This is a genomic window from Asprobacillus argus (assembly GCF_032248395.1).
GTDB classification, from domain to species: domain Bacteria; phylum Bacteroidota; class Bacteroidia; order Flavobacteriales; family Flavobacteriaceae; genus Polaribacter; species Polaribacter argus.
Genome location: NZ_JAVTTO010000001.1, coordinates 70,177 through 84,514, shown reverse-complemented (window position 1 = coordinate 84,514; position 14,338 = coordinate 70,177). Strand labels below are relative to the sequence as shown.

The window sequence follows — 14,338 nt, the reverse complement described above, 5'->3', positions numbered from 1 at the left end:
CTACAAAGTTAAGCAACTACACCTTGACAACTACTACCTGCCCCAGCGGTACATCCATAGCAATGTTGATTAATAATGATGTTTCTATTCTGCAATAACTCTTCATTGTATTCAGAAATATGTTTGACCTTGCTATTAACCTTTAAATTCAGCATTTGATTAAAGTCGCAATCGAACAACCAACCGTCCCAACTAACTGAGATTGTATTCGTGCACATCACATTTTCAACTGCTAAAGGGTTGTAAACCTCAACTAAAGCAAACATATAGTCTTCATAGTTTTCGGAAGCGATCAAATAATCTAAGAATCGACTAATCGGTAAGTTCGTTATGGCAAACAAGCTGTGAAATTCAATATCGAAATCTTCCTTTAAGGCTTTTTTGAAATCATGCTCCAATGCCATTTGATCTCCAGGTAAAAAAGCCCCAGATGGGTTATATACCAGATCTAATTTAAGAGTACTGTCAGGCATTCCATATCCTACCGCATTCAATTCCTGTAATGCTTTTATGGATTTGTCAAAAACCCCATCTCCACGTTGCTTGTCTGTTTTTCCTCTTGTCCAGTGAGGCATAGAAGATACGACATGCACGTTATGTTTTTTAAAGAATTCAGGTAGGTCATAGTACTTTTTATTCGCACGAATGATGGTAAGATTAGAACGAACAATAAAATCTTGAATACCAGCTTTTGAGGCTTCTTCTACGAACCATCTAAAATTTGGATTCATTTCTGGTGCACCTCCTGTCAGGTCTAGAGTATGTGCCCCTGTTTTTTTTATGACCTCTAAACATTGCTGCATAGTCTCTATGGTCATAATTTCCTTCCGATCTGGTCCTGCATCTACATGACAATGTGCACAAACCTGATTACACATGTATCCTAAGTTTATCTGTAGAATCTCCAATTTTTTTGGACGTAAAGGAAACTGGTTCGTTTCCTTAATTTTTTTTGCGAACGTAGGCAATTCACCATTGGCAAAGATACCATTAGACAAAATTTCTAACTGACGTTCTGTATTCGCAAGGTCATTATTTCTTGCTAAAAGAGATTTTTTTGCCATGTACTTACATTTCAAGCTTGTCCACCTTGTTCATCATCTGAACACCATGAACTAGAGTTGCTCCACTTTTAATAGCGGCTCCTACATGAACCGCTTCCATCATTTCTTCCTTGGTAATACCTCTTTGCAAGCCATCTTTGGTATAAGCATCTATGCAATACGGACATTGTTCTGTATGTGCTACTGCTAATGCGATTAATGACTTTTCTCTAGCACTTAGAGCACCTTCTTCAAATACTTTTCCATAATACTCGAAGAACTTATTGCCAAGCTCTTCACTCCATTCTGTTATGTTTCCGAATTTTCTTAGGTCGGAAGGGTCATAATATGTTTTTGACATAAATTGTTATTTGCTATTCAAACTCCAGTCGTATGGCAGGTACTTTATTTTAGCTTTTTTACTGATGGCTACATTCGAATACCTATTGAGATAATCGATTACAGAACCATTCGTTGTAAAATCACCTTTGAACCAGTTAAAGATCTCAGAAATTTGAACACTGTTCTTTTTTAGTTTGTTTCTTGTGGTATCATTAACAAAGTCTTTCATCAATGATTCCAATGCCGAATCTACATTTTCAGCAGTAAAAGCAAAGTTAGCTAATTTCGGACAAGAACCTGATGCACAATTTACGCCTACATGAATTCTAGGGTCTTTGAATTTTTTCCTAAGAATTTCATGTTCCACATAATCTAAAGTATAGGTTTTTCCACCTGCCTTTACAAACGGAATCTTCCAAGCTGTTTTTCCATCCTCCTTAATATTAGTAATACTTTTTAAAGGATAGTTGGATAAAATGATCTTTATCGTATAAGCATTATAGACATTGATCCAAAAAGCCATTTCAGTATTGTCTGATGCAAAACTTGTGGTATTTGTCTTTTCTAATGAAGCTAAGTAAGTATCTAATTTTGCTTCATCCTTTTTAAAAGCTTTATAATCTACATCTCCTTTTTCATTAACATGATTTTGTAATAAATCATTAAATGCAGAAGTCTGTGAATGTAAATTGCCAATCGATAGTATTAATATAAGTATAAATAACCTTTTCATCATTTCTATAGTTTCATGTTGTGACATTTTAGACGAAAGGAACCAAGAATGTTTACAGAGAAATTGAATTTAGATTATTGGCTAGTATTTTCAATGTCATTCTTTAATTCAATACTTATTCTTTCATGGATTTCTTGACCAGGTTTTAAGCCAAAGTATTTTCTGAATGCATAAACGACAGCATATAAAATTGGAGTGTCTAGTGCCGCAATCATTATTTTGAAGATAATCCCACTTATTAGTAATCCTGAGAAATTCTCCCATCCAATAATTCCAAAAGAACAAAGTAGCAATAGAACCGTTAATGTGTCTATAATTTGAGAAGAGAAGGTAGAAAAATTATTTCTAAGCCAAAGGTGTTTCCCTTTTGTGAATTTTTTCCAAAAATGATAAATTCTAATGTCAATAAATTGCGCGAATAAGTAAGCCATCATCGAAGCTAAAACAGCCAATGGCGCCGCTCCAAAAACGTTAACAAAAGTAGTGTCATTTACAGGGGACCAGGGAGTTGCGGGAACTTCTTGAGAAACATAAATAATGGCTAGTGAAAAGAAGGAGGCAAAAATTCCGGCAATCACCACTTGATTCGCTTTCTTTTTTCCATAGATTTCGGATAAAATATCAGTGATTAAGAAGGTAATAGGATAGGGTAATAAACCTACAGAAACTTCAAAAAGCTTTGAGCCAAAAATTTCAACATCAAAAGGGTACCAATAGAAAAACTTTTGAAAAATTAAATTCGAAGTAACTAATGAAGCAATAAAGAGGGCGGCTAAAATTAAAAAAACAATCTCAGCATGTGATTTTTTCTGTTCAGTCATAAAGCTAAAGTACTAATTCTTGAAGAGATTCTGAAACGAGTAGAGGATGATAAGATAAATTCCTATTTTTGCCCTCACAATCAACAAAGATAAAAATGAAAGCATATATTTTTCCAGGTCAAGGAGCGCAGTTTACAGGAATGGGTTTAGACTTGTATGAAAACTCTCCGTTGGCCCAAGAGCTTTTTGAAAAAGCAAATAGTATTCTTGGATTTAGTATTACCGATGTAATGTTTGAAGGAACTCCAGAAGAATTGAAGCAAACCAAGGTTACTCAGCCAGCGATCTTCTTGCATTCAGTGATTTTAGCGAAGGTTTTAGGAAATTCATTTCAACCGGAAATGGTAGCAGGACATTCATTAGGGGAATTGTCAGCGCTCGTGGCAGCTGAGGTATTATCTTTTGAGGATGGATTGAAATTAGTGTCACAAAGAGCTATGGCCATGCAAAAAGCATGTGAAGCACAAGCTTCAACAATGGCAGCTGTTTTAGGTTTAGAAGATGAGCTGGTTGAACAAGTTTGTAATGATATTGAAGGAGTTGTGGTGGCTGCTAATTATAACTGTCCAGGACAGCTAGTAATTTCTGGAGAGGTTAGCGCTATAGAAAAAGCTTGTGAAGTATTGACTGAAAAAGGAGCCCGTAGAGCACTGGTGTTACCTGTGGGAGGAGCATTTCATTCTCCAATGATGGAACCTGCAAGAGAAGAGTTAGCGGCAGCAATAGGGGCAACAGCTTTTAATGAGCCAACATGCCCAGTATATCAAAATGTACCTGCAAAAGCAGTTACAAATGCCGAAGAGATTAAGGAAAATCTAATAGCACAATTAACGGCCCCTGTAAAGTGGACACAATCCATTCAAGCCATGATAGCAGATGGAGGAACTGAGTTTGTAGAAGTTGGTCCAGGAAAAGTATTACAAGGGTTAATGCGAAAGATAGATAGAAGCGTCGCTGCAAGCGGAGCTATCTTTGAAGGATAAACTAAAGACAATAAATAAAAAGCCCGTTCTATAACTGAAATAAATTCAGCTAAAAGAACGGGCTTTTTGTATATTTAAAGGCTAACAAAACGATTTAGTATCATCTTGAAAAAAGAAGGAAGAAAGGACGAAATACTTAAAGTGGCTGCAAGACTTTTTAAAAAGAAAGGGTATGCGGCCGTAACTATGCGAGATATAGCAAAAGCTTTAGATATTAAAGCAGCTAGCTTGTACAATCATATTAGCTCAAAGCAAGAAATTCTTAAAATGATTATTATTTCTATTGCTGAAGAGTTTACTGAAGAAATGAATGTGATATATACTAACGATGTGAGTAGTATTGAAAAATTGAAAAAGATTGTAGCCCTCCATGTTAATATTGCATACAAGAATTCCTACGGAATGGCTTCCTTAAATAATGATTGGATGCACCTTGAAGAACAATTGGAGTATTACTTAGAATTACGAAACAGCTACGAGGATAATTTTAGAAGCATCATCAAAGAAGGCATTAATGCCAACGAAATTATACATGGTAATACCGAGATTATGTTATTTTCCATCTTATCAACGTTAAGATCGTTATACCTATGGATTCCTAAAAAAGAGGAACTAAAATCAGAAGAACTTGTTAATAATCTAAATCAGGTTTTGATAGATGGGATACGAAATCATTAAAAATAAATTTTGTATTTTTGACAAGCAAACTAACAGTTGTTAGTTTTAATAATTACTCAAACAATTTTGTTTATTAATGGCTGAATTTCATCAAGTAAAAGTTGCTCAGATTTATAAAGAGACTAAAGATACTGTGGTTGTCGAATTTGATATTCCAGAACAACTTCATGCTAATTTTAGTTTTAAGCAAGGGCAGCACTTAACATTACGTAAATTAATAAACGACGAAGACATTCGTCGTTCCTATTCATTATGTACGAGTCCATTGGATAGTAAATGGAAAGTTGCAATAAAGCAAATCCCTGGTGGTGTATTTTCAAATTATGCCAATAATGAGCTCAGAGCAGGTGATACTATTGAAATAATGGAACCATCAGGAAATTTTTACATAGATATTGATGCAGCAGCTGCCAATAATTATATAGCTTTTGCTGCTGGTAGTGGTATTACGCCAATGTTGTCTATCATAAAAACGCATTTGCATGCTGAGCCTAATAGCACATTCAAGCTATTCTATTTAAATAGGACCGTAAAATCCATTATCTTTAAAGAAGAAATAGAGCAACTGAAAAATGAGTTCTTTGGACGTTTTCAGGTATTTTATTTTTTGACAAAGGAGCAACGAGATATTCCATTTTTAAATGGACGTTTTGATACAGAAAAACTAAGTGTTTTAACCAAGACATTTATAGATGTTCCAGATACAAATCATTGTTTTATTTGTGGACCTCAAGAAATGATTTTTTTAATAAGAGATCATTTAGAGGCAGCAGGGTTAAGCAAGGAGAACATACATTATGAATTATTCTTTTCTGGAGATCCAGGAGACAATACCCATATTGCTGAAGTGCTAGAACAAAAAGTTGAAGGTACGGATGTTACCATTATAGATGGAGGAAAGGAATTCCATTTTATTATGGAGGATGAGTATGATAATATCCTGGATGGAGCATTGGCGGCTGGAGCAGATTTACCTTTTGCTTGTAAAGGAGGAGTTTGTAGTACGTGTAAATGCAAAGTAGTGGAAGGTTCAGTTGAGATGAAAATTAACTATGCGTTAGATGAAAAAGAAGTAGGGCAGAAGCTAGTTTTAAGCTGTCAAGCCGTGCCAACTACAGAAAAAGTAGTAGTAGATTTCGATGTTTAAAATATAAACTCAACAGATATGAGTGAAGAACAAATAAAAAATTTAGAAGATCAATTTGAAGCGCGGATTGCCCGTGATGAAAAAATTGAACCTAAGGACTGGATGCCAGAGAAGTATCGTAAGACACATATTAGACAAATGTCTCAGCATGCGCATTCCGAAATTATTGGAATGCTTCCAGAAGGGAATTGGATTACACGTGCGCCTTCTTTAAGAAGAAAAGTAGCACTACTTGCTAAGATTCAAGATGAAGCAGGGCATGGATTATATTTATACAGTGCTTGCGAAACATTAGGCGTTTCTAGAGAAGAGTTATATGATCAACTTCACTCAGGAAAAGCAAAGTATTCAAGTATTTTTAATTACCCAACAGTAACCTGGGCAGACATGGGCGCGATTGGTTGGTTAGTTGATGGAGCGGCAATCATTAATCAAGTACCATTATGTAACACCTCTTATGGACCCTATGCACGTGCTATGATTCGTGTATGTAAAGAAGAAAGCTTTCATCAACGTCAAGGGTATGAGATTATGATCAAATTAGCGAATGGTACGCCAGAGCAAAAAGAAATGGCACAAGATGCCTTAAATCGCTGGTGGTGGCCTAGCTTAATGATGCTGGGACCAACAGACGATGTGTCTGTTCATACAGCTCAGTCTATGAAATGGAAGCTAAAACGTAAGTCCAATGACGATTTACGTCAACAATTTATAGATCAAACAGTGCCTCAAGCAGATTTAATCGGATTGACAGTTCCTGATCCAGACCTAAAATGGAATGAAGAACGACAGAGTTATGATTTTGGAGAAATTGATTGGGATGAGTTCTGGCAGGTGGTAAAAGGCCATGGGCCTTGTAATAAAGAGCGTATGAGTGCTAGAGTTAATGCTTGGGAACGAGGAGAATGGGTGAGAGATGCTGCAATGGCATACGCAGAAAAGAAAACAAATAAAAAACTTAATAAAGCCATTTAAAATGAAGAAAAACTGGCCACTTTGGGAAGTCTTCGTAAGAAGTAAAAACGGATTAGAACATCGTCATTTTGGAAGCCTTCATGCTGCTGATGCAGAAATGGCTTTAGAGAATGCACGTGATGTATATACCAGACGCAATGAAGGTGTTAGTATTTGGGTAGTAGAATCAAAAGATATTACGGCATCGAACCCAGAAAACAATGGTGAACTATTTGAGCCTGCTCAAGATAAAGTATATCGTCACCCCACTTTTTATGATTTGCCGGACGAAGTAAAACACATGTAATGAAAGAGAGTTTATATAAATATATATTAGGTATTGCGGATAATTCTTTGATTCTTGGACAAAGATTAGGAGAGCTTTGTGGACATGGTCCAAGTTTAGAAACTGATATCGCTTGCACGAATATGTCATTGGACTTATTTGGACAAGTACGTAGCTATTACCAGTATGCTGCTAAAATTGCTGATGATGAAAGAACTGAAGATGATATCGCCATGTTGCGTAAAGAGCGAGAATATGTAAATGTATTATTGGTAGAACAACCTAATATAGATTTCGCATATACTATGGCACGTCAATTTTTGTTTGACGTATATCATTCATTGTTCCTACAAGAGTTACAAAAAAGTAAAGATTTAACCCTATCAGCAATTGCGAATAAATCCATTAAAGAAGTGAGTTATCATTTACGATTTTCTTCAGATTGGATGAGACGTTTGGGAGATGGAACAAAAATCAGTCATCAGAAAATGCAGGACGCTATTGATGGACTATGGACCTATACAGATGAATTATTCCATCAAACAAAAGCCGATAAAGAAATGGTTGAAGCGGGTGTAGGAGTAGACGTGACTAAATTAAAAGAAACTTATTACAATAACGTAACGGAGATTTTAGAAGAAGCCACTCTTAAAACTCCTGAATCTAAATGGTTTCAAAAAGGAGGTAAAGAAGGAATTCACACAGAGCATTTAGGATACTTATTAAGTGATTTGCAATATATGCAACGCACATACCCAAAAATGGAATGGTAAAATGACAACTGTAGAACAGCACATAGATAATATACTCGTTCCAATATTGGAGGGTGTTTCAGATCCTGAAATTCCAGTATTATCAATTATGGATATGGGTGTTGTCCGTTCTGCGGTTATTATGAATAATATTGTGAAGGTTGAGATTACACCAACGTATAGTGGTTGCCCTGCTATGGACGTGATAGGAGATGATATACAAAAAGTATTAAAAGAGGCTGGATTTGAGTCAGAAATTGAATTAATCTTAGCCCCAGCTTGGACTACCGACTGGATTACTCCCAGAGGTAGAAAAGCGTTAGAAGATTATGGAATCGCAGCACCTTTAGATGCAGAAGCAGATAAGGATGTTTTATTACACGAAAAACGATTAGTTAAATGTACTAATTGTGGTTCTCATAATACGAAATTAGTAAGTCAGTTTGGTTCAACTGCATGTAAAGCGCAGTTTCAATGTGACGATTGTCAAGAACCATTCGATTATTTTAAATGTCTTAAATAGACAAATAATAACATAGGCATGAGTAATAATTCAATTCTTTTAAAAATTGAAAACGGTGTAGCGCAAATTGCACTGAATAGACCAGAAGTGTTCAATAGCTTTAATCGAGAAATGGCTCTGGCTTTGCAGAAAACATTTGACACGTGTGAAGCCGATGACAGTGTGAGGGCTATTGTATTAACTGGAAATGGAAAAGCATTTTGTGCCGGACAAGACCTGAAAGAGGTTACGTCTCCTGAGTTAAATCCAGGATTTAAGAAAATATTAGAGGAGCACTATAATCCGATCATTTTAAGAATACGAAATTTAAAAAAACCAGTGATAGGAGCGATAAATGGGGTGGCCGCTGGAGCAGGTGCAAATATTGCGTTGGCGTGTGATATTGTGGTAGCAAATGAAAGAGCTAGTTTTATTCAGGCTTTTAGCTTAATCGGTCTTATACCAGATAGTGCAGGAACCTATTTCTTACCAAGATTAATTGGATTTCAGAAAGCATCGGCATTAGCTATGTTAGGAGATAAAATAAGTGCAGAAGAAGCAGAACGACTGGGAATGATCTATAAGTATGTTTCATCAGAAGAGTTTGAAGGAACAATTGAAAAGTTGGCGATCAAGTTGGCGAATATGCCAACGAAAGCACTAGGGATGATCAAAGAATTATTCAATTCTTCAATGACAAACACATTAGAAGAGCAATTAGCAATGGAATCGAAATATCAAATAGAAGCTGCACAAAGTGAAGACTACGCAGAAGGAGTTGCCGCTTTTATAGAAAAAAGAAAACCAAACTTTAAAGGACAATAAATGAACGTCGGAATTATTGGTTCAGGAACCATGGGAAGTGGAATTGCACAAGTTGCAGCGACTTCAGGTTGTAAAGTAAAACTCTACGATACACATCAGAATGCTTTAGATAAAAGTAAAGCATCTTTAGAAAAGATATTATCCAGATTGATTGAAAAAGGACGGATAGATGCAGATGAGAAGTCAAGAATCCAAGGGAATATCTCTTACGTAAGTAACTTAGAAGATTTACATGATTCAAACCTCACTATAGAGGCGATCATTGAAAATTTAGACATCAAGCAAAAAGTTTTTTCAAAATTGGAAAGCTATGTGGCGGATGATTGCATCATTGCATCAAACACATCTAGTTTATCCATTGCATCCATTGCATCTTCTTTAGAAAAACCAGAGCGATGTGTTGGAATTCATTTTTTTAACCCAGCACCGCTAATGAAATTGGTTGAGGTAATTCCTGCAATACAAACATCAAAAGAAGTTTTAGATAAGTCAGTAGAAACTATTACCAATTGGAAAAAGGTTGTTGCCGTAGCTAAAGATACACCTGGGTTTATCGTAAATCGAGTAGCAAGACCATTTTATGGAGAGTCATTGCGAATTTATGAAGAAGGGTTGGCCGATTTTGCGACTATTGATTGGAGTTTAAAAACATTAGGAGGTTTTAGGATGGGACCTTTTGAGTTGATGGACTTCATTGGAAATGATGTTAATTATACCGTAACAGAAACTGTTTTTACAGCATTTTATTTTGATCCAAGATACAAGCCAGCATTTACTCAGAAACGTTTTTCTGAAGCGGGTTATTTAGGAAGAAAATCAGGAAAAGGATACTATGACTATTCGGAAGGAGCTGTAAAAGTTGCTCCAACAGAAGATAAAGATTTAGCAAAACAAATTTTCGATAGAGTATTGGTTATGCTAATTAATGAGGCAGCAGATGCGTTGTTTTTAAATATTGCTTCTGCAGAAGATATTGACAATGCAATGACTAAAGGGGTGAATTACCCAAAGGGATTGTTGGCTTGGGCAGATGAAAAAGGCATCGATTGGTGTGTAAACACATTAGATGGTTTGTATAATGAATATCACGAAGACAGATACCGTTGTAGTCCACTTTTAAGGAAAATGAATAGAGAAAACAAAAGGTTCTTTTAAATGAAAGGAGAACAAATCCCATATAAAATGCTAAGTCAAGATGCCTTTAGCCAGTGGCTGGGAATCGAAATTTTAGAATGCGAAATCGGACGGTGTAAGGTCGGAATGACGATTCGCAAGGAAATGCTGAATAGTATGGACAAAGCTCATGGTGGAATTAGTTATTCATTGGCAGATACAGCGTTTGGGTTTGCAGCAAATACACATGGCAAGTTTGCAGTATCAATTGAAACATCGATCAATCATATTGAGGCCTTGAACGAAGGAGATGTCCTAGTAGCAGAATCGATTATTGAAAAAGTAAATAATAAACTAGGCTTCAACATTATTGAAGTCAAAAGAGGAAATGAATTAGTAGCCTTATTCAAAGGCGTAGTATATAGAACACAAAAGAACTGGGAAGAATAATATGGAAGCATATATCATAGATGGAATAAGAACTCCAATTGGAAGTTATAAAGGAACTTTATCAGCCGTTCGTACTGACGATTTAGGTGCGCTTGTTATTGAAGAAATTGTTAAGCGAAACCCCAATATTCCGAAAGCGGCATATGACGATGTAATCATGGGATGTGCTAATCAAGCAGGAGAAGATAATCGGAATGTTGCTAGAATGTCATCATTATTAGCTGGGTTGCCATTTACAGTTCCTGGAGAAACCGTGAATCGTTTATGTAGTTCTGGATTGTCGGCAATCATTCATGCGAACAGAGCGATCAAGGCAGGTGATGGAGATATTTTTATTTCTGGAGGTGTTGAAAACATGACCAGAGGTCCATATGTAATCGCAAAACCTTCAAGCGCTTTTGGAAACGATTCTAAAATGTACGATTCAAGTTTTGGATGGCGTTTTATCAATCCGAAAATGCATAAGATGTATGGGACAGATGGAATGGGAAATACCGCTGAGAATCTAGTAGAGAAATATAATATTTCTAGAGAAGATCAAGATGCTTTTGCATATTGGAGTCAAATGAAAGCTTCTAAAGCACAAGAAAATGGAAGGTTGGCAAAGGAGATTGTCACAGTGGAGATTCCACAACGTAAAAAAGATCCTATTCAATTTTCAAAAGATGAGTTTGTAAAACCAACAACATCAAAAGAAATTTTAGCAAAGTTACGTCCTGCTTTCAAGAAAGAAGGCGGAAGTGTTACTGCTGGAAATTCCTCGGGATTAAACGATGGAGCGGCAGCAACGATTATTGCATCTGAAGAGGCAATTAAGAAATATAATTTGAAACCCATGGCTAGAATTGTAAGCTCTGCTGTGGTTGGAGTGGAACCAAAAATTATGGGGATTGGACCTGTTCAAGCTTCTAATAAAGCATTAGAAAAAGCTGGTTTAACCATGGATGATATAGATATTATTGAGTTGAATGAGGCATTTGCTGCACAAGCATTGGCATGTACAAGAGCTTGGGGGTTGGCAGATGATGATGCAAGATTAAATCCAAATGGAGGCTCTATTGCTATAGGACACCCTTTGGGAGTTACAGGAGCAAGAATTGCTTATTCTGCAGCTTTAGAATTACATGAGCAACAAAAGAGGTATGCATTGGTTACGATGTGTATTGGAGTTGGACAAGGATATGCAGCAATTATAGAAAGAGTTTAGTCATGAAAAAAATACAACACTACGTTACAGGGCAATGGTTAGAAGGTAAAGAAGAAGGAACGCCTATTTATGATGCAATTACTGGAGAAATAGTCTCTAACGTTGCTATTGAGGGATTAGATATTCCAGAAATTCTTCAATATGGAAGAACCAAAGGAGGAGAAGTACTTCGAAAAATGACATTCCAAGAACGTGGAAACATGTTAAAGAAATTAGCCTTGTATTTAACGAAACGTAAAAATGAATTTTACGAATTAAGTTATAGAACAGGAGCAACCAAAGTAGATAGTTGGATTGATATTGAGGGAGGTTTTGGAAACCTATTTGCCAATGCATCCTTGAGAAAATTATTTCCAAATCAATCCTATCATGTAGAAGGAGATCCTATCGATTTATCTCGTGGAGGTCGTTTCATGGCACATCATATTATGGTTCCTAAAAAAGGAGTTGCCGTACACATTAACGCGTTTAATTTTCCTGTTTGGGGAATGTTAGAAAAATGTGCTGTTAACTGGATGGCAGGAGTTCCAGCTGTGGTTTTGCCTGCACCATCGTCCTCTTATTTAGCGGAGGCTGTGGCTAGAGTAATTGTTGATTCTGGAATTTTACCAGAAGGAGCTTTGCAAATTATTAATGGAACCGTAAGAAATATTCTGGATACCGTAGAATCTCAAGATGTAGTGACCTTTACAGGATCAGCGGCCACAGGGCGTATATTAAAAGCGCACCCAAGAATCATCCAAGAAGCCGTGCCATTTACTATGGAAGCGGATTCGCTAAATGCATCTATCTTGGGAGAAGATGCTGTACCAGGAACACCAGAATTTGACCTTTTTATTAAAGAGGTTCGAAAAGAAATGACCGTAAAAGCAGGACAGAAGTGTACTGCAATTCGACGTATCATTGTACCTGAAAACTTGGTAGAAGATGTGCAAATCTCTTTAGGAAAAGCTTTGGATAAAGTTACTATCGGAGATCCAAGATTGAAAGAAGTACGAATGGGATCATTAATTAGTAAACAACAAGTAGAAGCAGTTCGAAATTCCGTACAAGATATTGCTAAAGAAGCGGAGATAGTATATGGAAGTCTGGATAAAATAGAGACGGTTGGAGCGGATGCTAAAAAAGGCGCTTTTATTAGTCCAATCTTGTTAAGAGCAGATAACCCTTTTAAAAATACCGCTATTCATGAGCGTGAAGCTTTTGGTCCAGTAAGTACCATTATGCCCTATAAAAACTTAAATGAAGCAATTACCTTAGCTCAAATGGGTAAAGGTTCTCTCGTATCTTCCATTGCGACAAATGATGATAAGATTGCTAAAGATTATGTAGTAAATGCTGCCAGTCATCATGGACGAATTTTGGTGATAAATAGAGATAGTGCAAAAGAAAGTACAGGTCACGGTTCTCCTTTACCGACGTTAGTACACGGTGGTCCAGGTAGAGCTGGAGGTGGAGAAGAAATGGGGGGAATGCGTGGAGTGAAGCACTACTTGCAACGAACGGCTATTCAAGGTTCTCCTACTACGTTAACCGAGATTACAGGAATATACCAGCCTAATGCTAAGTACAAGGAAGCGGCACAACATCCGTTTAAATATCATTGGGAAGATATTCAGCCAGGGATGTCGTTAAAGACACATAAAAGAACATTTACCGATACAGATATTATCAATTTTGCCAACTTAACCTGGGATCATTTTTATGCGCATACGGATATTACTTCTTTGGACGGAAGTATTTTCGAAAAAAGAACAGCTCATGGGTATTTCATTATTTCAGCCGCTGCAGGCTTGTTCGTATATCCGAATAAAGGACCTGTTTCAGCAAATTACGGGTTAGAAGAGTGCAGATTCTTACGCCCTTTGTATCATAATGACACGGTATATGTGCGTTTAACATGTAAGCAAAAGGTAGACAGAGATGTTGCAAATGCAGAGCATCCAAGTGGAATCGTAAAATGGTTTGTGGAGGTATTCGATGCTGAAGATGAATTAGTGGCTATTGCTACTATTTTAACAATGGTACAAAAGAAACAAGAAACATTCGTAGAAATGACCGAATCAAAGATTAAAGAATGTTTGAATAAACTTACTGAAGATACAAAACCTGAATGGGGATCCATGACAGCACAGCATATGCTAGAACATGTGGAGTATACCTATAGAATTGCTTCAGGAGAAATTCAAGATTTTGGGGTTACGACTCCAGAAAAGATCTTAGAGAAAGTACATGCGACTTTGTATAACTATGAAAAAATGCCGCGAGGATACGATTTTCCTTTAGCAAAGGAATCGGAAATTGAAAAATTGAAACATGAAAACCTTGATGAAGCTAAACAGCAATTTTTAGAAGCCCGCTCAGAATACTTAGAATATTTCAAGGAAAACCCTAGTGCTACTCTGAAAAATGCAGTATTTGGAGACTTAAATAAATATGAATGGTATTTAATGGAGCGAAAACATTTGAATCACCATTTTGAACAATTTGGATTATTATAAA

Annotated in this window: 16 protein-coding genes; 12 read left to right on the top strand and 4 right to left on the bottom strand. The window is 36.4% G+C overall.

Annotated features, from left to right (window positions below; translation table 11 throughout):
- Nucleotides 1-8 precede the first annotated feature (8 nt).
- From arsS to RQM59_RS00355, 4 genes are all read right to left on the bottom strand, one after another.
- Nucleotides 9-1,064 carry an arsenosugar biosynthesis radical SAM (seleno)protein ArsS gene (arsS, locus tag RQM59_RS00370; RefSeq protein ID WP_349240072.1) on the bottom strand — a complete coding sequence of 352 codons (1,056 nt, stop codon included), beginning with the start codon at nt 1,062-1,064 and terminating at the stop codon, nt 9-11.
- Between the two features lie 4 nt (nt 1,065-1,068).
- Nucleotides 1,069-1,404: an arsenosugar biosynthesis-associated peroxidase-like protein gene (locus tag RQM59_RS00365; protein WP_349240071.1), complete on the bottom strand. Its 336-nt coding sequence runs from the start codon at nt 1,402-1,404 to the stop codon at nt 1,069-1,071.
- A gap of 6 nt (nt 1,405-1,410) precedes the next feature.
- A complete protein-coding gene (locus tag RQM59_RS00360; protein WP_349240070.1) occupies nt 1,411-2,121 on the bottom strand; it encodes a DUF547 domain-containing protein in 711 nt (236 codons plus the stop codon).
- 71 nt (nt 2,122-2,192) lie between these two features.
- The gene (locus tag RQM59_RS00355; protein WP_349240069.1) at nt 2,193-2,939 is read right to left on the bottom strand and encodes a queuosine precursor transporter; all 747 of its coding nucleotides are present in this window, start codon (nt 2,937-2,939) and stop codon (nt 2,193-2,195) included.
- 95 nt (nt 2,940-3,034) lie between these two features.
- On the opposite strand from RQM59_RS00355, the gene fabD reads away from it, so the two are divergent.
- From fabD to paaZ, 12 genes are all read left to right on the top strand, one after another.
- Entirely contained in the window at nt 3,035-3,922 is an 888-nt protein-coding gene (fabD, locus tag RQM59_RS00350) for an ACP S-malonyltransferase (RefSeq protein WP_349240068.1), read from the top strand.
- A gap of 105 nt (nt 3,923-4,027) precedes the next feature.
- Nucleotides 4,028-4,600 carry a TetR/AcrR family transcriptional regulator gene (locus RQM59_RS00345; RefSeq protein ID WP_349240067.1) on the top strand — a complete coding sequence of 191 codons (573 nt, stop codon included), beginning with the start codon at nt 4,028-4,030 and terminating at the stop codon, nt 4,598-4,600.
- A gap of 76 nt (nt 4,601-4,676) precedes the next feature.
- Nucleotides 4,677-5,747, top strand: a complete 1,071-nt coding sequence (paaE, locus tag RQM59_RS00340; protein ID WP_349240066.1) for a 1,2-phenylacetyl-CoA epoxidase subunit PaaE — start codon at nt 4,677-4,679, stop codon at nt 5,745-5,747.
- Between the two features lie 18 nt (nt 5,748-5,765).
- Nucleotides 5,766-6,722, top strand: coding sequence for a 1,2-phenylacetyl-CoA epoxidase subunit PaaA (gene paaA, locus RQM59_RS00335; RefSeq protein ID WP_349240065.1), 957 nt, complete (start codon nt 5,766-5,768; stop codon nt 6,720-6,722).
- Nucleotide 6,723: 1 nt separating this feature from the next.
- Nucleotides 6,724-7,008, top strand: a complete 285-nt coding sequence (gene paaB, locus RQM59_RS00330; RefSeq protein ID WP_349240064.1) for a 1,2-phenylacetyl-CoA epoxidase subunit PaaB — start codon at nt 6,724-6,726, stop codon at nt 7,006-7,008.
- Entirely contained in the window at nt 7,008-7,760 is a 753-nt protein-coding gene (gene paaC, locus RQM59_RS00325) for a 1,2-phenylacetyl-CoA epoxidase subunit PaaC (RefSeq protein WP_349240063.1), read from the top strand. Before paaB ends, paaC begins: the two co-directional genes overlap by 1 nt.
- Before the next feature lies 1 nt (nt 7,761).
- Nucleotides 7,762-8,262 carry a 1,2-phenylacetyl-CoA epoxidase subunit PaaD gene (gene paaD, locus RQM59_RS00320; RefSeq protein WP_349240062.1) on the top strand — a complete coding sequence of 167 codons (501 nt, stop codon included), beginning with the start codon at nt 7,762-7,764 and terminating at the stop codon, nt 8,260-8,262.
- Between the two features lie 18 nt (nt 8,263-8,280).
- Nucleotides 8,281-9,066: an enoyl-CoA hydratase-related protein gene (locus RQM59_RS00315; RefSeq protein WP_349240061.1), complete on the top strand. Its 786-nt coding sequence runs from the start codon at nt 8,281-8,283 to the stop codon at nt 9,064-9,066.
- Nucleotides 9,067-10,221: a 3-hydroxyacyl-CoA dehydrogenase NAD-binding domain-containing protein gene (locus tag RQM59_RS00310; protein ID WP_349240060.1), complete on the top strand. Its 1,155-nt coding sequence runs from the start codon at nt 9,067-9,069 to the stop codon at nt 10,219-10,221.
- Nucleotides 10,222-10,629, top strand: a complete 408-nt coding sequence (locus RQM59_RS00305; RefSeq protein WP_349240059.1) for a PaaI family thioesterase — start codon at nt 10,222-10,224, stop codon at nt 10,627-10,629.
- A gap of 1 nt (nt 10,630) precedes the next feature.
- The gene (gene pcaF / locus RQM59_RS00300; RefSeq protein ID WP_349240058.1) at nt 10,631-11,836 is read left to right on the top strand and encodes a 3-oxoadipyl-CoA thiolase; all 1,206 of its coding nucleotides are present in this window, start codon (nt 10,631-10,633) and stop codon (nt 11,834-11,836) included.
- Nucleotides 11,837-11,838: 2 nt separating this feature from the next.
- Complete coding sequence (gene paaZ, locus RQM59_RS00295) at nt 11,839-14,337, top strand: phenylacetic acid degradation bifunctional protein PaaZ (RefSeq protein ID WP_349240057.1); 2,499 nt, start codon at nt 11,839-11,841, stop codon at nt 14,335-14,337.
- Nucleotide 14,338 lies beyond the last annotated feature (1 nt).